Source organism: Myceligenerans crystallogenes (assembly GCF_039529775.1).
GTDB lineage: Bacteria > Actinomycetota > Actinomycetes > Actinomycetales > Cellulomonadaceae > Myceligenerans > Myceligenerans crystallogenes.
Genome location: NZ_BAAANL010000011.1, coordinates 1 through 24,005, shown reverse-complemented (window position 1 = coordinate 24,005; position 24,005 = coordinate 1). Strand labels below are relative to the sequence as shown.

Annotated in this window: 13 protein-coding genes; 11 read left to right on the top strand and 2 right to left on the bottom strand. The window is 71.7% G+C overall.

Features of this window, described 5'->3' with window-relative positions:
- Position 1: 1 nt before the first annotated feature.
- The 4 genes from ABD208_RS19555 (at position 2) to ABD208_RS19540 (ending at position 8,676) form a co-directional block, all read left to right on the top strand.
- Positions 2 to 1,237, top strand: a complete 1,236-nt coding sequence (locus ABD208_RS19555) for a cytochrome P450 family protein (RefSeq protein ID WP_344106303.1) — start codon at positions 2 to 4, stop codon at positions 1,235 to 1,237.
- 164 nt (positions 1,238 to 1,401) lie between these two features.
- A complete protein-coding gene (locus ABD208_RS19550; RefSeq protein ID WP_344106301.1) occupies positions 1,402 to 2,913 on the top strand; it encodes a flavin-containing monooxygenase in 1,512 nt (503 codons plus the stop codon).
- A 210-nt stretch (positions 2,914 to 3,123) separates the two neighbouring features.
- Positions 3,124 to 5,535 (top strand): NAD-dependent DNA ligase LigA, encoded by a 2,412-nt coding sequence (ligA, locus tag ABD208_RS19545; protein ID WP_425561139.1) that lies wholly within the window; start codon positions 3,124 to 3,126, stop codon positions 5,533 to 5,535.
- 108 nt (positions 5,536 to 5,643) lie between these two features.
- Complete coding sequence (locus ABD208_RS19540) at positions 5,644 to 8,676, top strand: 3-keto-alpha-glucoside-1,2-lyase-like domain-containing protein (protein WP_344106299.1); 3,033 nt, start codon at positions 5,644 to 5,646, stop codon at positions 8,674 to 8,676.
- A gap of 95 nt (positions 8,677 to 8,771) precedes the next feature.
- Here ABD208_RS19540 and ABD208_RS19535 read toward each other — a convergent pair whose 3' ends face one another.
- Positions 8,772 to 9,443: a ThuA domain-containing protein gene (locus ABD208_RS19535; RefSeq protein WP_344106297.1), complete on the bottom strand. Its 672-nt coding sequence runs from the start codon at positions 9,441 to 9,443 to the stop codon at positions 8,772 to 8,774.
- Complete coding sequence (locus ABD208_RS19530; protein ID WP_344106295.1) at positions 9,440 to 10,636, bottom strand: ROK family protein; 1,197 nt, start codon at positions 10,634 to 10,636, stop codon at positions 9,440 to 9,442. The genes ABD208_RS19535 and ABD208_RS19530 overlap by 4 nt, the downstream gene beginning before the upstream one ends.
- A 129-nt stretch (positions 10,637 to 10,765) precedes the next feature.
- Here ABD208_RS19530 and ABD208_RS19525 point away from each other — a divergent pair, with 129 nt between their 5' ends.
- The 7 genes from ABD208_RS19525 to ABD208_RS19495 all read left to right on the top strand — a co-directional run bounded on the left by ABD208_RS19525 (position 10,766) and on the right by ABD208_RS19495 (position 23,455).
- Complete coding sequence (locus ABD208_RS19525) at positions 10,766 to 12,286, top strand: sugar ABC transporter ATP-binding protein (protein WP_344106293.1); 1,521 nt, start codon at positions 10,766 to 10,768, stop codon at positions 12,284 to 12,286.
- A complete protein-coding gene (locus ABD208_RS19520; protein ID WP_425561136.1) occupies positions 12,283 to 13,317 on the top strand; it encodes an ABC transporter permease in 1,035 nt (344 codons plus the stop codon). Before ABD208_RS19525 ends, ABD208_RS19520 begins: the two co-directional genes overlap by 4 nt.
- Before the next feature lie 68 nt (positions 13,318 to 13,385).
- Positions 13,386 to 14,441 (top strand): substrate-binding domain-containing protein, encoded by a 1,056-nt coding sequence (locus ABD208_RS19515; protein ID WP_344106292.1) that lies wholly within the window; start codon positions 13,386 to 13,388, stop codon positions 14,439 to 14,441.
- Positions 14,442 to 14,540: 99 nt separating this feature from the next.
- The gene (locus tag ABD208_RS19510) at positions 14,541 to 15,719 is read left to right on the top strand and encodes a Gfo/Idh/MocA family protein (protein WP_344106289.1); all 1,179 of its coding nucleotides are present in this window, start codon (positions 14,541 to 14,543) and stop codon (positions 15,717 to 15,719) included.
- Between the two features lie 150 nt (positions 15,720 to 15,869).
- Entirely contained in the window at positions 15,870 to 21,494 is a 5,625-nt protein-coding gene (locus ABD208_RS19505) for a ThuA domain-containing protein (RefSeq protein ID WP_344106287.1), read from the top strand.
- A gap of 229 nt (positions 21,495 to 21,723) precedes the next feature.
- Positions 21,724 to 22,410 carry an ICP22 family protein gene (locus ABD208_RS19500; RefSeq protein WP_344106285.1) on the top strand — a complete coding sequence of 229 codons (687 nt, stop codon included), beginning with the start codon at positions 21,724 to 21,726 and terminating at the stop codon, positions 22,408 to 22,410.
- Positions 22,411 to 22,453: 43 nt separating this feature from the next.
- A complete protein-coding gene (locus tag ABD208_RS19495; protein ID WP_344106283.1) occupies positions 22,454 to 23,455 on the top strand; it encodes a sugar phosphate isomerase/epimerase family protein in 1,002 nt (333 codons plus the stop codon).
- Positions 23,456 to 24,005 lie beyond the last annotated feature (550 nt).

Here is a 24,005-nt window from a genome sequence, read left to right as displayed (position 1 = left end):
GGTGGGCCCCGATCGCACGAGGCTCGAGGACATTCCCGGCAGGCCCGCCCTGCTGGGGACGCAGGACGTGCTCGACCCGTACGACGACTACGAGGGCCTGCGGGCGCGCTGGGGTGCGCTCGCGCCGGTCGACATGGTTCCCGGGGTGCCGGTCTGGCTGGTGCTGGGCTACGAGGAGACCGCCTCGGTGCTGCGCAGCGAGATGATGTTCTCGCGGGACCCGAACAACTGGCGGTACGCGCGGGAGCGCACGCTCCCGCCGGGCCTGCTGGCGGTCATGGCGCCGCGCGAGAACGCCTACTACGTCGACGGGCCCCGGCACCGCCGGCTGCGCGCGCCCATCGACGACGCGTTCGCCGCGATCGACGAGACGCGCCTGCGCCTGTCGGTCGAGGTGGCCTGCGACGCGATCCTGGACGGCCTGGCCGGGCGCGGGGCGGCCGATCTGGTCGAGGACTTCGTGGTGCCGCTGTGCGTGCAGGTGCTGGGCGAGCTGCTCGGGCTGAGCCATTCCGGCGCGCAGCGGATGAGCGTCCTGACCCGGGACATCTACGCCGCCGGCGACGCCGCGGTGGAGGCCTCCGGGGAGGCCATGCAGATCATGATGGAGCACGTCGCCGCGCACCGGCTCGAGCCGGGCGGCGACCTCACCACGGCGATGACCGGGCACTCCGCCATGGCCAACGACGTCGAGGTGATGACGGCGCTCACCGAGATGTTCGTCATCGCGCACGACGCCGAGGTGGCCTGGGTGGCGGGCGGCCTGCACATGCTGCTGACGGACGGGCGCTTCGCCGCCCGGCTCTACGGGGGCCGGCTGGACGTGAGCGACGCGGTCGACGAGGTGTCGCGCGTGCGCCCGCCCGTGGTGAACGTGCTGCCGCGGTTCGCCCGGCAGGACTGCGAGCTGGGCGGCCGGTTCGTCGCGGCCGGCGACGCCCTGGTCCCGGCGATCGCGGCGGCGAACGCGGATCCGGCCCTCGCGATCGACGACCCGCTGTCCGACGCCGGCGGCAGGTACCACCTCACCTGGGGGGTGGGGCCGCACAGCTGCCCGGCGCAGCGCGTCGCGTCGATCATCGGCCGCACCGCGATCTCCGCGGTCGTCCACCGGATTCCCCAGATGCAGCTGCTCGTGGCTCCCGAGGGCATCCCCATGGTGCGTTCGCTGTGGACGCGTTACCCGGCGGCGCTCCCGGTGCGCTTCCTCGAGCCCGTGCAGACCAGCCGCTGGTGAACCGCGGACGGGCTGCTGGCCGGCCTGTTGCCGGGCAGGTCATACCACTGTTGCCCGTTCGGAAGATTTCCGTTTGAGGGGCTGTTCCGGGCCCCCGGATGGCGCTACGATTCGACCGGATTGTCGATGAAAGAACTTTTCCGGTCGAAGAAGCGGGGGAAAACGTGAGGATCGCGGTTGTCGGAGCGGGGTTCGCGGGACTGGCCCATGCCAAGGTGCTCAAGGAGCTGGGGCACGAGGTCACGGTCTACGAGAAGGCCCCCGATGTCGGTGGCGTGTGGAGCATCACGCGGCGGTACACCGGCCTGCGCACCCAGAACAACCGTGACTCGTACGCGTTCTCCGACCTGCCCATGCCCCGGGAGTACCCGGAGTGGCCGACGGGCGCCCAGGTCCAGGCCTACCTCGAGCGGTACGTGCGGACGTTCGACCTGAAGTCCGCGCTGCGCCTGTCGACCGAGGTGGTCCGTGCCGAGCCGACGCCCGGCCAGGACGGCTGGCTGGTCACCGCCCGCCCGGCCGGCGCGCCGCTGCGCGCGCCCGAGCGCTTCGACCACCTGGTGATCGCCAACGGCATCTTCTCCGACCCGGTGCTGCCCCGCTACGCGGGTTACCCCGACCTGGTGCGCGCCGGCGGCCGCCTCGTGGCCTCCAGCCAGCTGAACGACATCGAGTCGGTGCGGGACAAGCACGTCGTCGTCGTCGGCTACGGCAAGTCGGCGTGCGACGTCGCCGCCGAGATCGGGCAGGTCGCCGCGAGCACCACCGTCGTGGCCCGGCACCTGCTGTGGAAGATGCCGAAGCTGATCGGCGGCGCGCTCAACATGAAGTACCTGCTGCTGACGCGGTTCGGCGAGAACCTGTTCCGGTACCAGACGCAGTCCACGGGGATGGAGAAGTTCCTGCACGGCCCCGGGAACCCGGTGCGGCAGGGGATGCTCGACTCGCTCGGCGCGTTCGTCGGCAGGCAGCTCGGCCTGAAGAAGCTCGGCCTGGTGCCGGACGGCGAGTTCGCCGACATCGCCAGCAGCACGGTCTCCCTGGCGACCGACGGGTTCTACGAGCAGGTCGCGGCCGGGACGATCACGGTGCACCGCGACACGGAGATCTCGCGGTTCGTGGTCACGGCCGACGGGCGCACGCACGCGGAGCTGTCCGACGGCGCCACGGTGCGGGCCGACGTCGTCGTCTGCGGCACCGGCTTCCACCAGCGCATCCCGTTCCTGGACGACGTGATCACCAGGCGGCTGCAGGACGAGGAGGGCAACTTCCAGCTCTGGCACCAGATCCTCCCGCACGACGTGGAGAACCTGACCTTCGCGGGCTACAACTCCTCGTTCTTCAGCCCGTTGTCGGCCGAGGTGGGCGCCATGTGGATCGGGGCGTACCTGGCGGGGACGATCGACCTGCCGCCGGTGGCCGAGCGGCGGGCCCAGGTGGCCGAGCGCGTGCGCTGGATGGAGCAGCGGACCAAGGGCAAGCACGCCCGGGGCACGAACGTCATCCCGTTCTCGCTGCACAACGTGGACGAGACGCTGGCCGACCTCGGCCTCGACATCACGACCGGCCAGAAGCTCAAGCAGTGGCTGCTGCCCGTGGAGCCGAAGGCGTACGCGGGGCTGCTCCCGAAGCTGAAGGAGAAGATCGCGAACGCGGCGGTACGAGTCGGCGGCTGACCCATCGCGGCTGCCATGGCCTGACCCGGCGCGGATACCGACGCCCGCTGCGTCGATGTCAGAGCCTTCTCTGCCATCTCCTCGGGTTCGGCTCCGGGCGAGTGCCTCGTTCCTCGGCCCTCACCCTCCGCCTCACCCGTCGTCGATGTCAGACAGTCGGGCCATGATGGTTCCGTGAGCGAGCGGAAGATCAAGCCCCAGTCCGTCGTCCTGGAGGACGCACCCGTCGAGGCCCCGGTCGGTGAGGCGGAAGCCGAGTCGATCGGGGCGCAGCGTCGCTGGGCGGACCTCGCCGAGCGGATCGAGGGCGCGCGCGAGGCGTACTACCAGAACGACGCCCCGGCGGTGTCCGACGCCGAGTACGACGGCTGGATGCGCGAGCTGGAGGCCCTCGAGGCGGAGTTCCCGGGCCTGGTCACGCCCGATTCGCCGACCCAGACCGTCGGCGGGACGGCGGCGGCCGGTTTCGTGACCGTCGCGCACGTCGAGCGGATGCTGTCGCTCGACAACGTGTTCGGCACGGACGAGCTCGCCGAATGGGCGGCCAAGGTGCACCGCGACCTGCACCTGGAGGAGGGCGCGGCGCCGGGGTTCCTCTGCGAGGTCAAGATCGACGGGCTCGCCATCTCCCTGGTCTACGAGCGGGGCAGGCTGGTACGGGGCGTGACGCGCGGGGACGGTCGCGAGGGCGAGGACGTCACCCGCAACGTGCTGCGGATCGCCGGCATCCCGCAGCAGCTCGCGGGCGACGGCCACCCCGACCTCGTCGAGGTGCGCGGCGAGGTGTTCATCCCCGTGGCCACCTTCGCGCGGCTCAACGAACTGCAGGAGCAGTTCCGCGAGCGGGTCGTGGCCGACGCGCGGGAGCGCGCCGCGGCCCACTCCGCGGGCCGGGAGTTCGACGAGGAGAAGGCGCGCCTCGCCGCGCTGCGCCGGTTCCCCCAGTTCGCCAACCCGCGCAACGCCGCGGCCGGCGGGCTGCGGCAGCTCCTGGAGCAGAAGGACGGGCTCAACCTGGAGGCCGGGCTCGCCCGCCTGGAGGGCCTGCGGATGTACGCCCACGGCGTCGGCGCGCTGCAGTGGACCACGGGCGAGCACGCCGAGCTCGTCCGCCAGTCCGACGCCTACGCGCTCTTCGAGCAGTGGGGCATCCCGGTCTCGCCGCACAACCGGGTGGTCGAGGGCCTGCCGGGAGCGCTCGACATGATCGAGTACTTCGCCGAGCACCGGCACGACATCGAGCACGAGCTCGACGGCATCGTCGTCAAGGTCGACGACCGTGCCCAGCAGCTCGGCCTCGGCACCACCAGCCGCGCGCCGCGCTGGGCCATCGCGTACAAGTACCCGCCCGAGGAGGTCAACACCCGCCTGCTCGCGATCCAGATCGGCGTCGGCCGCACCGGCCGTGCCACGCCGTACGCCGTGATGGAACCCGTGACCGTGGCGGGCTCCACCGTCCGCCAGGCCACGCTGCACAACCAGGACGTCGTCAAGGCGAAGGGCGTGCGCATCGGCGACGTCGTCGTGCTGCGCAAGGCCGGCGACGTCATCCCCGAGATCCTCGGCCCCGTCACGGCGCTGGCCGACGACGGCTACCCGCGCGAGGACTTCGTCATGCCCGCCGAGTGTCCCGAGTGCGGCACCGCGCTGCGGCCCATGAAGGAGGCCGACGTCGACCTGCGCTGCCCCAACGCCGAGTCCTGCCCCGCCCAGGTGCGCGGCCGCGTGGAACACATCGGCTCCCGCGGCGGCCTCGACATCGAGGCCCTCGGCGAGGTCACCGCCGCCGCCCTCACCCAGCCGCAGGTCCCCGCGACGCCCCCGCTGCGCACCGAGGCCGGGCTGTTCTCCCTCACCCTGGAGGACCTGGTGCCCATCGAGGTCGTCGTCCGCGACCCGGAGACGGGCGCGCCCAAGGTGGACGACGACGGCGTCGCCCGGGTGCGCACCCCCTTCCGCAAGAAGCGCAAGCTGAACAAGGCCGAGGAACGCGCCGCCATCGAGGCGGGGGAGTCCCTGGACGAACCGTCGTCGGGCGCGCACACGCTGCTCAACGAGCTGGAGCTCGCCAAGACGAAGGATCTCTGGCGGCAGATCGTCTCCCTCAACATCCGGCACGTGGGACCGGTCGCGGCCCGGGCGCTCGCGGACTGGTTCGGGTCGCTGGACGCGATCCGCGCCGCGCGGCAGGAGGACCTGGCCGCGGTGGAGGGCGTCGGCCCCGTGATCGCGGACGAGGTCATCGCCTGGTTCGAGGTCCCGTGGCACCAGGAGATCGTCGAGGCCTGGGCGGCGGCCGGGGTCCGGTTCGCGACGCCCGGTCACCCGGGTCCGGAGGCGATGGCGGCGCAGGCCGCCGAGGGCCTGGAGCCGCAGGGCCCGCTGGCGGGCCTGACCGTCGTGGTCACGGGCGGCCTGGAGGACTTCACCCGGGACGGCGCCAAGGAGGCGATCATCGCCGCGGGCGGCAAGTCCGCGGGCTCGGTCTCCAGGAAGACCGACTACGTCGTCGTCGGCGAGAACGCGGGCTCCAAGGCCGCCAAGGCCGAGGAACTGGGCCTGACGATCCTCGACGAGGACGGCTTCAAGAAGCTCCTGGAAGGCGGCCCCGATGCGTTCTGACGGCCAGGGACGAAGTTTCATTCACCAACATGCGTACTTTTGCTTGACGTCTGGCAGAAGTCCTCGTAGTTTCTGACCCGTAAGGTCAAGGACGACCGAGGAGTGCGCGTGAGAACGACCCGTCCCTTCCGGCGCGCGGCCGCAGCTGCGGCCGCCATCACCACGACGGCGCTGCTGTCGGCGGGGGCGCTCGTCGCCCCGCCGGCTTCCGCCGAGGATCCACCACCCCAGGAACCCGGCGTCACCCTGCGGACCTACGACATGGCGCGTGACCTGGACGCGCTGTGCACGCTCCGCTCGGGTCAGACGCCCAACGTCGACCGGCTCACCGGCACCATCGACTACCGCGACGCGGACTTCGGCCTGGGTGACCGCTTCATCACCCAGGCCCTCGCCAACCTCCGGGTGCCGGCCGACGGCACCTACGAGTTCCGTCTCACCAGCGACGACGGCTCGCGTCTCCTCCTGGACGACCTCGTCGTCGTGGACAACGACGGGCTGCACGGCGAGGAGTCCGTGACCGGCAGCGCCGAGCTCACCGCCGGGTACCACGAGCTGCGGGCCGAGCACTTCGACAACGCGTACGGCGCCGTGCTGCGCCTGGAGTGGCGCCCGCCGGGCGCGGCGGAGTTCGCCGTCGTCCCGTCGTCGGTCCTGAGCACGGAGGCCGGCGTCGTGCGCGTGACGGCGCCCGGCACCAAGTACTGCGAGGGCCAGGGCGACACCGCGGGCGACGGGATGCGGCTGGACGCGGTCCACCCCGGCTACACGCTCACCGACCTGCGGCCCGAGGGCTTCGAGCCCATGGTCGCGGCCCTGGACTGGATGGGCGACCGCCTCGTCGTGGCCACCTCCGGTTCGGTCAGCCCCGGTGGCTGGGTGGAGAACCCCGAACCCGGCGAGATCTTCCTCCTGGACAACGTGACCGGGGCGACGTCGAGGGACGACGTCACGGTGCGGAAGGTCGCCACGGACCTGTTCAACCCGATGGGCGTGGCGGTGATCGGCGGGTCGATCTACGTCTCCGAGCGCGACCGGCTCACCGAGCTCACCGACCCGGACGGCGACGGCTTCTACGACCGGCACCGCACGGTGGCCGAGTGGCCGTTCGGCGGCAACTTCCACGAGTTCGCCTTCGGCCTGCTGCACGACGACGACGCGTTCTACGTCAACCTGTCGGTCGCGATCAACAACGGCGGCGCCACCACGGACCCGCAGCCGGCCGGGAACCGCGGCACCGCGATCCGCGTCGACCGCGACACCGGTGCGATCACCTATGTCGCCGGCGGCCTGCGGACCCCGAACGGCATGGTGCGCGGGCCCGACGGCGAACTGTTCGTCATGGACAACCAGGGCGCCTGGCTGCCCAGCTCGAAGCTCGTGCACGTGAAGCAGGGCAGGTTCTTCAACCACTTCACCAACCCGGCAGGTCCGTTCGACGACGTCCCCGTCTCGGCTCCCGCGCTGTGGGTGCCGCAGAACGAGATCGGCAACTCCCCGAGCGCGCCGGTCCAGCTGACCGAGGGCCCGTACGCCGGCCAGCTGCTCTTCGGCGACGTCACCTACGGCGGCCTGCAGCGCGGCTTCCTGGAGAAGGTCGGCGGCGAGTACCAGGGCGCGGTGTTCCGTCACTCCGCGGGTCTGGAGGCCGGGGTGAACCGGACCGTCGTCGGGCCTGACGGCGCGATCTACGTCGGCGGGATCGGTGAGGGCGGCAACTGGAGCGAGCCCGACAAGCTGCGCTACGGCCTGCAGAAGCTCACGCCGAACGGCGCAGCCGCGTTCGACATGACCGAGCTGCGGGCCACCGGCGACGGGTTCGAGGTCGGCTACACCCAGCCGCTGTCCGGCGAGACGGTGGCGAGGATCGCCGAGGACCCGAACGCGGCGTTCCGCCTGGACCACTGGCGCTACGTGCCGCGGCCCACCTACGGCGGCCCGAAGATCGACGAGCGACCGCTGGTCGTGACGCACGCAGAGGTCTCGGCCGACCGCACGAGCGTCCGGCTCACCGTGGACGGGCTGGAACCCGGCCGCGTGGTGCACCTGCGCAGCCCGCGCCCGTTCACCGACGCCGGGGGCCGGGAGCTGTGGAACACCGAGGCCTGGTACACGCTGAACGAGATCCCGGGCTACCGGGCCCCCGCGGATCGCGGCTACCACGAGGCGGAGGAGGCGACCCTGCGGGGCTCCGCCGACGTCGACGCCGAGCACTCGGGTTACTCGGGCTCGGGTTTCGTCGACGGCCTCGGTGAGGTGGGCGCCTCCGTCCGGTTCATGACGACGGTCGCCCGCCGGGGCACCTACCCGGTGCGGCTGCGGTACGCGAACGGCCCGCACCCGTTCGAGGGCGCCAAGAAGATCTCGGTGCTGGTCAACGGCCAGGAGATCGAGCCCTGGACCCTGGAGCCCACCGGGAACTGGGAGACCTGGGACACCGCCACCCGGTCGATGCGGCTGCGCGCGGGCGTCAACACGATCACCCTGCGCCACGAGGCGGACGACGACGGCCACGTCAACCTCGACCTCCTCACCGTCGGCGGCAAGCCCGACATCTGCGGGGCCGAGGACTACGAGGAGGGTTCGACGGCGCTCTTCGACGGCACGCTGGAGTCCCTGGACGGCTGGCGGATGGCGGGTCCCGGCTCGTTCGGCCGCCACGGCGACTGCTCGCTGCGCACCACCGGAGGCCTGGGCCTGCTCTGGCACCCGACCGAGCTGGGGGCCTACAGCCTCAAGCTCGACTGGAAGCTGGTCGCGGACCACAACGGCGGCGTCTTCGTCGGTTTCCCGGACCCGGGCGACGACCCGTGGGTCGCGGTCGACCAGGGCTACGAGATCCAGATCGACGCGTCCGACGAGCCCGACCGCACCACCGGCTCGGTCTACGGCTTCCAGGGCGCCGACCGCGACGCCGTCGCGGGCGCCCTGAACCCGCCGGGATCGTGGAACTCCTACGAGCTCCGCGTCGTGGGCCAGACCGTCCAGGTCTTCCTCAACGGCGTCCTGGTCAACGAGTTCACGGGTACCGACCCCGCCCGTGACCTCGCCCAGGGCTTCGTCGGCCTGCAGAACCACGGCGGCGGGGAGACGGTCTTCTACCGGGACGTGCGGGTGAAGGACCTGCCGGACGCCGGCTGAGGCCGGTGCGGGAACGGCGACGCCCGGGACACGGTGGTGTCCCGGGCGTCGCCGCGTTCCGCCGGAGCGCGGCGGACGGGGAGCGGATCCTGCGGCTACTGCCCCGGACGCGCCGCCCAGAGCAGCCCGCGCGTGATGATCCGCTGGATCGCCGGGTGCTCGAGCTCCTCGACGCCGTGGCCGACGGTGCACGCGAAGACCCGTCCCTTGCCCCAGCGGCGGGTCCAGGCCACCGGCACGGTGACGGGCTCGTGCCACGGGGTGTCCGGGCGGGGCTCGTGCGTGGTCGTCAGCAGGACGTCGCACGCCGGGTCGTGCTGCACCCAGTACTGCTCGGTGCGCAGCCGGACCGGCGACTCGAGGCCCTCCACGACCGGGTGGCCGGAGCGCTCGGGCCGCACCACGATCTCGTGGTCCACGAAGTCACCGGGGTGGGCGACGAACTGGCCGCCGACGATGTGCTGGTAGTCGGTCGCGTTCCGGAAGGCGTCGAGCAGGCCGCCGTGCCAGCCCGCGAGGCCGGTGCCGTTCTCGACCGCGACCCGCAGCCCGTGCATCTCCTCGACGAGGATGTCGCCCATCGTCCAGGACTGGAGGACGAGGTCGGTCCGCGCCATCGCCTCCTCGTCGGCGTAGATCTCCAGCGAGTCCTCGACGACGACGTCGAAACCGGCGTCCTTCAGGATCGGGACGAACAGATCGGTGGTCCGGACCGGGTCATGGCCCTCCCATCCTCCCCGGACGACCAGTGCGGTACGCGTGTTCACATGACCTCCTTGGCAGTGATGAGCGTCTCTACGGACGATGGCGCAAGGTACTGCTCGGTGACAAGGGTCGCGGCCCCGACGACGCCGGCCGGGGCGCCCGCCTCCGACGGCGTGATCCGCAGGTCCCGCGTGGCCAGCGGCAGCGAGCGCTGGTAGACCACCTCGCGGATGCCGGCCATGAGGTGTTCCCCGGCTCCGGCGAGGATGCCGCCGACGACGATCCGGGCGGGGTTCAGCAGGCTGACGGACGCGGCGAGCACGCTGCCGATGTCGCGCCCGGCCTGCCGGACCGCCTGACCGGCCGCCACGTCGCCGGACCGGACGAGGTCGACGATGTCCTGGGTGGTCTCGACCGCGATGCCCTGCTGCCGGAGCCGGGCCGCGATCGCGCCACCCCCCGCGACCGCCTCGAGGCAGCCGGTGTTGCCGCACCGGCAGGGGATGTCGGCGGGGCCCGGCACGGCGATGTGCCCGAGGTCGCCCGCGGCACCCTGCGCTCCCCGGCGCAGGTGCCCGTCCATGATGACGCCCGCGCCGATGCCGGTCGCCACCTTCACGAACAACAGGTCGTCCACGTCGGGCGCCGTGGTGCGGTGCTCGCCGAGCGCCATGATGTTGACGTCGTTGTCCACCATGACGGGCGCCCCGAGCCGCGCGAACAGCTCGGCCGGGACGTCGGAGTCGCCCCAGCCCGGCATGATCGGGGGGTTGACGGGCCTGCCCGTGCGGTGGTCGACGGGACCGGGGAGCCCGATGCCGATGCCGACGAGATCCTCCATCTCGCGCCCGGTCTGGGCGACGAGCTTCCGGCCGGTCTCGGCGACCCAGGTCAGGACGCGGTCGGGGCCGTCGGCGATCGCGAGCGGCTCGTCGATCATCGTGATCGGCTCCGCCGCGAGGTCCGTGACGGCGATGCGCGCGTGGGTGGCCCCGAGGTCGACCCCCATCGCCAGGTGCGACGCGGGGTCGAAGGCGAAGGTCGACGGCGGCCTGCCGCCGGTGCTGGTGGCTTCCCCGGCGGGGGCGAGCAGGCCGATGGACCGCAGGGCGTCGATGCGCGCGGCGACGGTGGACCGGGACTGGCCCGTCTCGGTCACCAGGGAGGCGCGTGTTCGCGGAGCCCCGTCCCTGAACAGCTGAAACATGTCGCCGGCCCCCGTTGGCCTCGGCGGGAACTTCGCCAACCCTTCCATGAGCACAGTGAATCATGCCCCCTTCCTCGTCACTCCTACGCCTGCCGTTCCCGTCACGGGAAGGTCACGATCCAAAAGTACCCGAACTTTTGATTGACAGTTGTCATAAGTGCCTCCTACTGTCGGCGTATGGTCATCGAGGATCAGGCAGCACCGCTGCTGCAGATGCAAGGCATCGTCAAGCACTTCCCGGGCGCCAAGGCGCTCGACGGTGTCGACCTCGACGTGCTGCCCGGCGAGGTCCACTGCCTCCTGGGGCAGAACGGCGCGGGCAAGTCGACACTGATCAAGGTCCTCGCCGGAGCGCATCAGCCCACCGCCGGGACGATCCGGCTGCACGGCGAGGAGATCCGGATCGCGCACCCCGTCGCCGCCCTGGAGCACGGCATCGCGACGATGTACCAGGAGCTCGACGTCGTCGACGGGCTCACCGTCGCCGAGAACATCTACCTCGGCCACGAGCTGGCGTCCGCCGGATTCACGCAGCGGCGCGCGGTCGCCGCCCGCACCCGCGCACTCATGCAGCGCCTCGGGCACCCGGAGATCGGTCCGCACCGCGAGGTCGGCACGCTGTCGGCGGCCGGCAAGCAGATCGTCTCCATGGCACGCGCCCTGTCGCGGGACGCGCGGGTGATCGTCATGGACGAGCCCTCGGCCGTCCTCGACTCCGGCGAGGTGGACAACCTGTTCCGCGTCGTGGACGAGCTCACCGCGCAGGGCATCGCGATCATCTACATCTCGCACCGGCTCGAGGAGATCCGCAGGATCGGCGACCGGATCACCGTCATCAAGGACGGGGTCACCGTCAGCCGCAACCTCGACGTGGCCACGACGCCGACCGCGGACCTCATCAAGCTCATGACGGGAAAGTCCGTCGAGCACGCCTTCCCGGACCGCCCGGGCGTCCCCGGCGACGCCGAGACGCGGCTGGAGGTGAGCGGCCTGTCGCTCGCGGGCGTCTTCCACGACGTGTCGCTGCGGGTCCGCGCCGGTGAGATCGTCGGTCTCGCCGGGCTGGTCGGCTCCGGACGCTCGGAGATCCTCGAGACGATCTACGGCGCACGGCGCTCGTCGTCGGGCACGGTGACGCTCGACGGCGTGACGCTGCGGCCCGGCTCCGTGTCCGGCGCCGTCGGCGCCGGCATCGGCCTGGCGCCGGAGGAACGCAAGAGCCAGGGCCTCGTGCTCGACGAGCCCGTCTACCGCAACATCACGTTGTCGTCGTTCGCCAGGATCGCCCGCGCGGGCTGGCTCGACGAGACGGCCGAGAAGGCGGCGGCGGCCGAGCAGGCCGCGGCCCTGGACCTGCGCCCGCCGGACGTGAACCGTGCCATCCGCACGCTGTCGGGCGGCAACCAGCAGAAGGCCATGCTCGCCCGCTGGCTCGTGCACGGCTGCAAGGTGCTGCTCCTCGACGAGCCGACCCGCGGCGTCGACGTCGGGGCCCGGTCCGAGATCTACGCGCTCGTACGGCGCCTCGCGGACGCCGGGACCGCCGTCCTGGTCGTCTCCAGCGAGATCCCCGAGGTCCTCGGCCTCGCCGATCGCGTCCTGGTGGTCTCCGACGGACAGGTCGTGCGCGAAGGACCCGCCGACTCGATTTCCGAGCACGACGTGCTCGACATGGTCATGGAAGGAAGTGTCGCGTGAGCGAGCAAGTGAAGTCGCAGGGCCCGGCGGCCCCCGCCCCGAGGACCCCGGCCGGAGGCGCTCGCGGTCTCGCGCGCCTCTCCGGCACCACGGTCCGCAACCTGGGGCTGGTGGTCGCCCTGCTCCTGCTGTGCCTGGTCGGTTTCCTCACGGGCGGCGAGCGGTTCGCGAGCCTCACGAACCTGACCATCATCCTGAGCCTGGCCTCGGTGATCGGGGTCATGAGCATCGGGATGACCTTCGTCATCACCACCGGCGGCATCGACCTGTCGGTCGGCTCCGTGCTCGGCCTGACGACCGTGTGGGCCTCGACCCTGTCGACGCAGACGATGGCCGGGCAGTACGGCTGGATCGTCATGGTCATGTGCGCGCTCCTGGTCGGGCTCGCCGCCGGTCTGGTCAACGGCGTGATCATCGCGTTCGGCAACGTCGTCGCGTTCATCGCGACCCTCGCCATGCTGGTGGCGGCGCGCGGCCTGGCCGAGCTCATCGCGAACCGCCGCACCCAGATCGTCGACGTCCCGTCGTTCGAGGGCGCGTTCCAGGGCGACCTGCTGGGGGTGCCGAAGATCGTGTGGATCTTCGCGCTCGTCGTCGTCGCCGGCTGGTTCCTGCTCAACCGCACGACGTTCGGCCGCCGGACGGTCGCCATCGGCGGCAACCCGGAGGCCGCCCGCCTCGCGGGCATCAAGGTGAAGCGGCACATGATGTACGTCTACGGGCTCGCCGGGCTCACGGTCGGCATCGGCGGCGTGATGATGCTCGCCCGCACCGGCGCGGGCTCCTCGACGAACGGCATGCTCATCGAGCTCGACGTGATCGCGGCGGTCGTCGTCGGCGGCACGCTCCTGGCCGGGGGCCGCGGCACCATCATCGGCACGGTCATCGGCGTCCTCATCTTCGCCACGCTGCAGAACGTCTTCATCATCAACAACCTCGACAGCTCGGTGCAGCAGATCGCCAAGGGCGCGATCATCGTCGCCGCCGTGCTGCTCCAGCAGCGGATCTCGGCGCCGTCGAGATCGAGCTGACACCGCCCACCCCAGAACCCCCCCTTCACCGACCCCTACCCACGCTGGACCGAATCGAGGAAGATCTCATGTCCACAGGTTTGAACCACCGGCGCCGTTTGCTCGGCGTCCCCGTCGTCCTCGCCGCCTCGGCGCTCCTGGTGACGGGCTGCGTCAGCAACGAGCCGCCCGCCCAGGAGAACCAGACCGAGGCCCAGGCCGGCGCCGTCTCGGACAACGACGAGCCCGGCGAGAAGGTCGTCATCGGCTTCTCCGCCCCCGCGGCCGACCACGGCTGGATGGGCGCGATCACGACCGCGGCCGAGGCCGAGGCCGAGAAGTACGAGGACGTCGAGCTGCGCGTCGCCGAGGGCACCAACGACGTCAACGTGCAGATCAGCCAGATCGAGGGCTTCATCGCCGACGGCGTGGACGCGATCGTGCTCCTGCCGTTCGACGGCGCGGCGCTCACCGACGTGGCCATGGAGGCCATGGAGGCCGGCATCCCCGTGATCAACGTCGACCGTGAGTTCTCCGACCCGTTCGCCGCGCGCGCCACGGTGCTCGGCGACAACTACGGCATGGGCGTCTCGGCCGGCCAGTACATCTGCGAGCAGCTCGGCGACAAGCCCGACGCGGTGGTCGCGGAGATCGCGGGCATCGACTCGCTGCCGCTCACGCAGGACCGGAGCAAGGGCTTCGCCGACGCGCTCGACGAGTGCGGCCTGGACGTCGACAACCGGGTCGCGGCCGAGTTCACCGTGCAGAGCGGTGAGTCGGTGACGGCGAACCTGCTGCAGGCGGCCCCCGAGATCGACGCCATCTGGAACCACGACGACGACCAGGGCGTCGGCGTCCTCCAGGCGATCGAGAACGCCGGGCGCGACGAGTTCTTCCTCGTGGGCGGCGCGGGCTCGGCCAACGTGATGCGCGAGATCCAGGAGGGCGACTCCGTGGTGCAGGCCACCGTCGTCTACCCGTCCACCCAGGCGGCGGACGGCGTGAAGCTGGCCCGGATGGTCGCCCAGGAGAAGAACCTCAGCGACCTCGCGTCGTCGGGCGTACCGCGCACCATCCAGCTCTTCGCGCCCGTCGTGACGGCGGACAACGTCGAGCAGTACCTGCCCAACGCGTTCGAGTCCTGACCGACGCGTCCCACGACCCGGCGGCGGGCCCCGAGCCCGCCGCCGCGGCCCCGGCTGCCCGCGAACGGGTCCGGGCCCCACGACGGAAGGACCACACTCATGGGTGACGCAGACCGGTCGCGCCTCGGCGTCGGAATGGTCGGCTACTCGTTCATGGGCGCCGCGCACTCCCACGCGTGGCGCACCGCCCCCCGCTTCTTCGGCCTGCCCTGGGACCTCGAGATGCGGGTCGTCGCCGGACGCTCGGCCGACGGCGTCCGCGCCGCGGCCGACCGGCTCGGCTGGCAGGACGCGACGACCGACTGGCGCACGCTGCTCGACCGGGACGACGTCGGCCTCGTCGACGTGTGCACCCCCGGCGACACCCATGCCGAGATCGCGATCGCGGCGCTGGAGGCCGGCAAGCACGTGCTGTGCGAGAAGCCGCTGGCCAACTCCGTGGCCGAGGCCGAGCGGATGGTCGCGGCGGCCGAGCGCGCCGCCGAGCGCGGCGTGCTGGCGATGGTGGGCTTCACCTACCGGCGCGTCCCCGCCGTCCAGCTCGCCCGGCAGCTCGTCGCCGACGGCCGCCTCGGCCAGATCCGGCACGTGCGCGCGCAGTACCTGCAGGACTGGCTCTCGGACCCGGCCACGCCGCTGAACTGGCGGCTGGACAAGGAGAAGGCCGGCTCGGGCGCGCTCGGCGACATCGGCGCCCACATCGTCGACCTGACGCAGTTCATCACCGGCGAGCAGCTCACCGGGATCTCCGGCACGCTCGAGACCTTCGTGACCGAGCGCCCCGTGGCGACGGAGTTCTCCGGGCTGTCCGGGACGGCCGGGACGGAGACCGGGCCCGTCACCGTGGACGACGCCGCCGTGTTCTTCGGCCGGATGACGGGCGGCGCCCTGGCCACCTACGAGGCCACGCGCTTCGCGGCGGGCCGCAAGAACGCGATCCGGATCGAGGTCAACGGGTCCGGCGGCTCGATCGCGTTCGACTTCGAGGACATGAACGTCCTGCACTTCCACGACGCGTCCGAGCCGGCGGCCACCGCGGGCTTCCGCCGCATCGTGGTCACCGAGCCGGAGCACCGCTACGTCGGGGCCTGGTGGCCCCCGGGCCACGGCCTCGGCTACGAGCACGCGTTCACCCACCAGGTCGTCGACCTCGTGGAGGACCTGGCCGCGGGCCGGCAGCCGCGGCCGTCGTTCGCCGACGGCCTGGCCGTGCAGCGGGTCCTGGACGCCGTGGAGCGCAGCTCGCAGCAGGGCGGCGGCTGGATCGCCCTGACCTGAACCACCGGAACCACCCGGCGAGAAAGAGGAGGCCGGCCCGTGACCCGGGCCTGGTCCCCGTGACCGACCACCCGGTGTCCGACCCCGTCAGGGCCGACGGATCGGATCCCCGGAGCGCGACAAGACCGTTCGACGACGAAGGAGTTCTTGGTGAGAAACCTGCTCTGGGGAGCACCGCGTACGGGCAGACGGCTGGCAGCCGTCGTCGCCTCCCTCGCGGTCGCCGCTCCCATGACCCTGGCCGGCACGCTGCCGGCCCAGGCGGCCGCCCAGTCCGTCCCATCCACGATGTCCTCGGCCGTACAGGCGGCCGCGGCACCGGCCGCGGCCGAGGCCGACCCGTTCAGCGTGCTCGTCTTCTCGAAGACGGCCGGATTCCGGCACGGATCGATCCCCGCGGGCATCGCGGCGATCGAGCAGCTCGGCGTCGACAACGGTTTCGCCGTCGACACCACCGAGGACGCCGGCGCGTTCACCGACGAGAACCTGGCGAAGTACGACGTCGTCGCCTGGCTCTCCACGACCGGTGACGTGCTGAACGCCGACCAGCAGGCCGCCTTCGAGCGCTACATCCAGAGCGGCGGCGGCTACGCCGGGATCCACGCGGCCTCGGACACCGAGTACGACTGGCCCTGGTACGGCGAGCTGGTGGGCGCGTACTTCGCCTCCCACCCGCAGAACCAGGACGCCACGGTCAAGGTCGAGGACCACGACCACGCCTCGACCGAGCACCTGCCGGACCGGTGGAACCGGTACGACGAGTGGTACAACTTCCGCTCGAACCCCCGCGACGACGTGCACGTCCTGGCCTCGCTGGACGAGTCCAGCTACGCGGCGGGGAGCGGCGCCATGGGCGCCGAGCACCCGATCGCCTGGTGCCAGGCCTACGACGGCGGCCGCTCCTGGTACACCGGCGGCGGCCACACGGACGCCTCGTTCGCCGAGCCGGAGTTCCTGCAGCACCTCCTGGGCGGCCTGCGGACGGCGGCGGGTGTCGTCGACTCGGACTGCGCGGCCACGCAGAGCGACAGCTACGAGATGGTGCCGCTCGACGAGGACACCGCCAACCCGATGATGCTGGACGTGGCCCCCGACGGCACCGTCTTCTACGTCGAGCGGGACGGGCGCGTCCAGACCATCGACCCGGCGACGGACACCACGAGCACGGCGATGAAGCTGTCGGTGACGCAGTCGAACGAGGACGGGCTGACCGGCGTCGTCCTCGACCCGGACTTCGCCGCCAACGGCTGGATCTACCTGTTCTGGTCCCCGCAGGACGTCGGCGCCGACGGCCCGCACAACCGGGTGTCGCGCTTCGACTACGACGCCGCGTCGGGCACGATCGACCCAGCCACGCAGAAGGCCGTGCTGAAGATCCCGACGCAGCGCCAGACGTGCTGCCACGCGGGTGGTGACATGGTGTTCGACACCGCCGGCAACCTCTACGTGGCCACCGGCGACAACACGAACCCGTTCGAGTCCCAGGGCTACGCGCCGCTCGACGAGCGGTCCGGCCGGGAGAACTACGACTCGCAGCGCACAGCGGCCAACAGCAACGACCTGCGCGGCAAGATCCTGCGGATCACGCCGCAGGACGACGGCACGTACACGATCCCCGAGGGCAACATGTTCGCCCCCGGGACGGCCAAGACCCTGCCCGAGATCTACGCGATGGGCTTCCGCAACCCGTTCCGGATCGGCGTCGACCCGGCCAACGACAACGTGCTGGTCGCCGACTACGGGCCGGACGCCGGATCGGCGAACCCGGACCGCGGCCCCGCGGGCACCGTCGAGTGGAACGTCGTGAGCGAGCCGGGCTTCTACGGCTGGCCGTACTGCGCGGGCGCGAACAGCGCCTACCGCGACCACGACTTCGCCACGGGTCAGTCCGGCGCGGCCTACGACTGCGACGGCGGCCCGGTGAACGAGTCGCCGAACAACACCGGCATCACCCAGCTGCCGCCCGCCGTCGAGGCCGAGGTCTGGTACGGGTACGCCGCCAACCCGCTGTTCCCGGAGATCGGCGGCGGTGGCGCCCCGATGGGCGGCCCGGTCTACATCTACGACCCGGCCCTGCAGTCGGACGTGAAGTGGCCGGCCTACTGGGACGGCAAGGCGCTGTTCGGCGAGTGGAACCAGGGACGGATGTACTCGTTCCAGCTCGCGGGCGAGCAGCGTGACGACCTGGTGGACATCAACCGCGTCCTGCCCGGGAAGTTCGACCCGGGGGCGGGCTTCGACCGGCCGATGGACTTCGACTTCGGCCCGGACGGCGCGCTCTACGTCGTGGACTGGGGCTCGGGCTTCGGCGGCAACAACGACAGCTCGGGCGTGTACCGGGTGGACTACGTCCAGGGCGACGCGGGGCCGATCGCCCAGGCGTCGGCCGACGTGACCGACGGCCTGGCGCCGCTGGCCGTCCAGTTCTCCTCCGAGGGCACGCGGCACCCCAGCGGGGAGCCGATCTCGCTCCAGTGGACCTTCGGCGACGGCTCCGAGCCGAGCACCGAGGCGAACCCGAGCCACACCTACACCGAGAACGGCCGCTACACGGCCCAGCTCGTCGCGACCGACGCCGCGGGCAACTCCGGCGTCGCGAACGTGACGATCGTGGTCGGCAACGTCGCCCCGGAGGTGTCGATCACCTTCCCGGAGAACGGCGGCTTCTTCGAGTGGGGCGACCAGGTGCGCTACGAGGTCGAGGTCACCGACCCCGACGGCGAGGTGACCTGTGACGACGTCACCCTGTTCACGTCGCTCGGGCACGAGTCGCACGCCCACCCGTTCGAGGAGCTGAGCGGCTGCTCGGGCGTCATCCAGACCGCCCGCGACGAGGGCCACGGCATCGACGCGAACATCTTCTGGGTGATCGAGGCGTTCTACACCGACGACGGCGGTGCGGCCGGCGTCCCGCTGACCAGGACCGACCTGCAGGTGCTCCAGCCGAAGCTGGTCCAGTCCGAGTTCTTCACGGAGACGGGACGCGCCGACGGCATCGGCGACGGATCCGGTGACCCGGGTGTGCGGGCCGAGGAGACCGGCGACACCGCCGGCGGCGGCCAGAACATCGGGTTCATCGAACCGGGCGACTACTGGGCGCACGAGCCGGTGGGCCTGACGGGCGTCGACTCGATCTCGCTGCGAGCCGCCTCGGAGGTGGGCGGCGGTGAGGTGTCGCTGCGCTGGGACGCCCCGGACGGCCCGGAACTGGGCCGCATCACGGTGCCCGACACCGGTGGCTGGCAGCAGTACACCGACGTCGGGACGGCGCTGAGCAACGTCCCGTCCGGCTCGGGCACGCTCTACTTCGTCCTGCTGTCCGGCGGGATCAACGTCAACTGGATGGAGATCGACGGCCGCGGGGCGAGCGACAACCAGCGGCCGGAGGTCGAGCTGACGGTCGACCCCGTCGCCGGTGACGCCCCTCTGACGGTGACCGCCACCGCGGAGGCCACCGATCCCGACGGGACCGGCCCGCTCACGTACGCGTGGGACGCCGGGCTGGGCGACGGATTCGTCGACGGCACGGCCTCGTTCGAGCACACCTACGACCGGACGGGCACCTACCGGCTCCAGGTCCGGGTGACGGACGAGCGCGGCGCCTATTCCGTGGAGTACGCGACGGTCGAGGTCACCGGCACCACGCCGGAACCGACCCCGTGCCTCTCGGGGCGGTCGGACGACTTCCTCGGTGCCGAGCTCGACCCGGAGCGCTGGACGGTGCTCGACCGCAACCAGGACCTGCAGGTCGCCGACGGGGTCCTGACGATCCCGGCGACGGTCACGGACTTCTACGGCACCGGCAACGTCACCGTGCCGAACATCGTCCTGCAGGACCTGCCGGACGGCCCGTTCACGGCGACCGCCAAGGTGACGATCCCGGCCCACGCGCAGTACCAGCAGGCCGGGCTCGTGATCTACGGCGACGCCGACAACTACGCCAAGATGGTGCTCCAGGGCCGTTCGGCACCCGCCGACGCGGCCACCCGGATCTTCCAGTACATCCGCGAGGAGGCGGGCGCACCCAACGAGGTCGGCGACTCCAACACGGCGGCTCTCGGCGCGGCGTACCCCGACACGGTGTATGTGCGACTGGCCAGCAGCGACGGTGACGACCTCACCGCGTCGTACTCGGCCGACGGCGTGGACTTCACGGCCATGCCGCAGACCAAGTCGCTGGCCGGCATCGAGAACCCGCGGATCGGGCTCGTGGCGCTCGCCGGTACCGGCTCGGCCGCGGAGGTCGTGGACGCCCGGTTCGACTGGTTCCACATCACCCCGGACGACACCGCCGCGGCTCCCGGGCCCGACGACCAGTTCGACGGGGACGCTCTCGACGGCTGCCGCTGGGACGTCGTCCGGGAGGACCCGACGGGCTACCGGGTGACCGGTGGCGCGCTGGAGATCGACACGACGGCCACGGACATCTACACCGGCGACAACACCGGCACGCCGAACATCGTCGTGCAGGACCTGCCCGACGGTGACTGGACCGTGGAGACCCTGGTGGACGGGTCGGACTTCGACCAGCAGTACCAGCAGGGTGGTCTCATCGCGTACGGCGACGACGACAACTACGTCAAGCTCGACGTCGTGACCGACAACGCGCCGGGCAGCGCCGTCACGCAGCGCATCGAGCTGCGTAGCGAGGTCGGCGCCGTGATCCAGGAACCGCAGCCGGGCGCCAGCGGCCTGGACTCGCGCGTGTGGCACCTGCGGCTGTCCAAGGCCGGGAGCACCTTCACCGGCGAGTACAGCGCGGACGGTGAGGAGTGGACGCCCCTCGCCGAACCGGTGACGCACGACGGGCTGCAGGACGCCCGGGTGGGTCTGTTCGCCCTCGGCGGCCCCCAGCAGTCGGCCGCCACCGCGTCGTTCGCCCACTTCCGGCAGGTGGGCGCCACCGAACCGCTCGCGGTGACCGGGACGGTGTCGCCGGCGGAGCCGGACGGCCCTGACGGGCAGTGGCTCGGACCGGTCACGGTGACGGTCGAGACCACCGGCGGAGCGGACGGTGTCCAGGTCTACCGGGAGGTCGACGTCGACGACGGCGGGTGGGTCGAGTACACCGCCCCGCTGGAGATCTCGGCACCGGGTGCCCACACCGTCCAGGTGCGGGCGTCGTCCGGGGACGAGACCGTCACCGGTGACACCCTCACGTTCACCATCGCCGAGCCCGACCTCCTCGAGGCGGAACCCGCGGTCGAGGTGATCCAGCCGACGTGCGCGTACGACAGCTCGGGGGCCGAGGTCGTCACGGGTGGTTCGCTGGTCCCGGCGGACGTGACGGGCGTGAGGTCCTACGTCGTGCGGGAGTGGGTCGACGGCGCCGCCGGCGACCTCGTGACCGACCTGGACGACATGGCCGTGGGGTCCTACCGGATTGCGGCACGGCCGGCCGACGGGTACGCCCTGGTCGGCACGGGCGACTGGAAGGTGCGGAGCAACGGGATCGCCGTGCTCTTCGTGACGCTCGAGCAGCCGGAGTGCCCCGACCCGAACACGCCGGACGTCGTCGTGACGCAGGCGACGTGCGACGCCGGCGGTTCGATCGCACCGGTCGTGCTCCCGGGGGTGCGCGGTTACGAGGTGCACCGCTGGGTCGACGGCAAGCCGAAGGGGAAGGTCCGCGACCTCGCGAACCTCGCCCCGGGTGCGTACCAGGTCGTCGCCACGCCGGCGCGCGGCACCGTCCTGACGCCGACTGGGGACTGGGAACTCGCCAGGACCGGCAAGGCAACCCTCGTCGTGACCATCGAGGAGGAGTGCGACTGAGATACCTGGGGCGTGCGCCGTCCTGACGGCGCACGCCCCGTCAGCCGCCGTCGGCCGCCACCGCGCTGACCCCGGGACCGACCCTGGCCCAGGGTCCCCGGGGTGCGGTGGAAGCCGGCGGCAGGGCCCGGTGACCATCACCGGCCCACCCTCGGCACGGGGCGGACGCGCTCCGGCCCCGTGCCGAGACCCTGCGGGGCGAGAGCCCCCGAGTCGGAGAGGAACGGACATGCGCAAGCTGACACGCCTGGGACCGGCGCTCGCGCTGGCGCTCGGCCTCGCCGCCGGACCGGCCGCCGCCCTTCCGGCGGCGGCCCACGGCGGCGAGATCGACGTCGAGCTCGGCACGGACGGCGGCGGCCGGATCTCCGCGGCCCTGACCTGGGCCGGGGACGGGCATCCCGTCGAGGAGTCGGCCGTCGTGGTCGTCCGGGCGGTCTCCGCCTCCGGCGACGAGGCCGGCCCGGTCACGCTCGTCTCGGCGCCCGAGGGCGTCGGCTGGTATCTCTCGGAGAAGGTGCTGCTCGACGAGGGGCACTGGACCCTGACCGCGCGGGTGAAGGAACCGGGCACGGCGAAGGTCGAGACCGAGGTCGACGTCGTCGCGCCGCCGGAGGCGCCCGACGACGCCGCGCCGGCGGGCTCGGACGAGAGCGGGTCCGGGGACGAGAGGTCCGGGGACGAGAGGTCCGGGGACGACGGGTCCGCGGACGGGAGTTCCGGGCAGGAGGACCCGGGCGAGGACGCCGCCGGTCCGGAGGGAGCCGAGGCGGGACCCGTCGCCGGGGACGGCTCGGCCCAGGCCTCCGGCGAAGCCACGGCCGGCCTTCCTGGCTGGTCGGGATGGGTGCTGGCGGCGCTCGTCGTCGTCGGCGGCGCGGTGACCGCCGTCGTCCTGCGACGGCGTGCCTCCTGACCGCCGGCCCGACGCACGAATCAGACGTACGAAGGAGAGAACGATGACACGACCGATCACCCTGTTCACGGGCCAGTGGGCCGACCTGCCGCTGGAGGAGGTGGCGCGCCTCGCCGCGGGCTGGGGCTACGACGGCCTCGAGATCGCCTGCTGGGGCGATCACCTGGACCCGTGGCGCTGGGACGACGACGAGTACGTGGCCGGGCGCCTCGAGCTCCTGGAGCGGCACGGGCTCAAGGTGTACGCGATCAGCAACCACCTCAAGGGCCAGGCCGTGTGCGACGACCCGATCGACCAGCGGCACCGGGACATCCTGTCCGACGTCGTCTGGGGTGACGGCGATCCCGAGGGCGTGCGGCGGCGCGCGGCCGAGGAGATGAAGCACACGGCCCGGCTCGCGGCGAAGCTCGGCGTCGACACGGTGGTGGGCTTCACGGGTTCGTCGATCTGGAAGTACGTGGCGATGTTCCCGCCGGCCTCGGCCGAGATGATCGAGGCGGGCTACCGCGACTTCGCGGACCGGTGGAACCCGATCCTCGACGTGTTCGACGAGGTGGGGGTGCGGTTCGCGCACGAGGTGCACCCGAGCGAGATCGCGTACGACTACTGGACCACGCGGGCGACGCTGGAGGCGATCGGGCACCGGGCGGCGTTCGGGCTGAACTGGGACCCGTCGCACATGGTGTGGCAGGACCTGGACCCGGTGTCGTTCCTCTGGGACTTCCAGGACCGCATCTACCACGTGGACTGCAAGGACACGAAGAAGCGGATGACCAACGGCCGCAACGGCCGGCTCGGGTCGCACCTGCCGTGGGCGGACCCGCGGCGCGGCTGGGACTTCGTCTCGACCGGGCACGGCGACGTCCCCTGGGAGGACGCGTTCCGCATGCTCAACACCATCGGCTACGCCGGCCCGATCTCGGTGGAGTGGGAGGACGCGGGCATGGACCGGCTGTCCGGCGCCCCCGAGGCCCTGGAGTTCGTGCGCCGCCTCGCGTTCGACGCCCCCACCGCGGCCTTCGACGCGGCGTTCTCGACGAAGTAGGCACGGCCGGAGCCGGCCCCCGGGACCTTCGCGGACAAAGCTGGGCCGGGTTGGTCCCGGGGACGGGTCGGGTCGCGGTCATGGGATCGGCGGGAAACAGCCGGCGGACACGGGGTGGTGGCGGCCGTCACAAGGGACGGTGCGCTCCGGGTACAGCGGGGCCAAAATGCTTGCGGACCAGCGGGGATGCCGTGTGGCGGGGGTCACTGCCCGCGAGTTGGCATGCGGCGTCGGGTGTGTGTAATGTTCTCGACGTCAGCCCGACGGGCAGGCGGACGGACGGGAACCGAGAGGTGAACGTCCGGCCGAGCCGGGGACTGGCGAATCTCCTCCGAGACTCACGGCTCGCGGCCGTCTCAATGTGGACTCTTTGATCGAAAAGATCGCCGAGTTTGCGGGACGGAATGAGTGGTGATAGGTTGAAGAGGTTGCCCCGGATTTGGATTCAGACCAATCGGTCTGAGCACGGGACGGTGTGCGTCGGTTGTTTGAGAACTCAACAGTGTGCTTGATAGTCAATGCCAAATTTATCCTCGTTATGGGGATGTTG

Coding starts and splice junctions, on each gene's coding strand:
- ABD208_RS19530 (WP_344106295.1), bottom strand. CDS start 10,636: ATGGAAGGGTTGGCGAAGTTCCCGCCGAGGCCAACGGGGGCCGGCGAC.
- ABD208_RS19525 (WP_344106293.1), top strand. CDS start 10,766: ATGGTCATCGAGGATCAGGCAGCACCGCTGCTGCAGATGCAAGGCATC.
- ABD208_RS19515 (WP_344106292.1), top strand. CDS start 13,386: ATGTCCACAGGTTTGAACCACCGGCGCCGTTTGCTCGGCGTCCCCGTC.
- ABD208_RS19510 (WP_344106289.1), top strand. CDS start 14,541: ATGGGTGACGCAGACCGGTCGCGCCTCGGCGTCGGAATGGTCGGCTAC.
- ABD208_RS19500 (WP_344106285.1), top strand. CDS start 21,724: ATGCGCAAGCTGACACGCCTGGGACCGGCGCTCGCGCTGGCGCTCGGC.
- ABD208_RS19495 (WP_344106283.1), top strand. CDS start 22,454: ATGACACGACCGATCACCCTGTTCACGGGCCAGTGGGCCGACCTGCCG.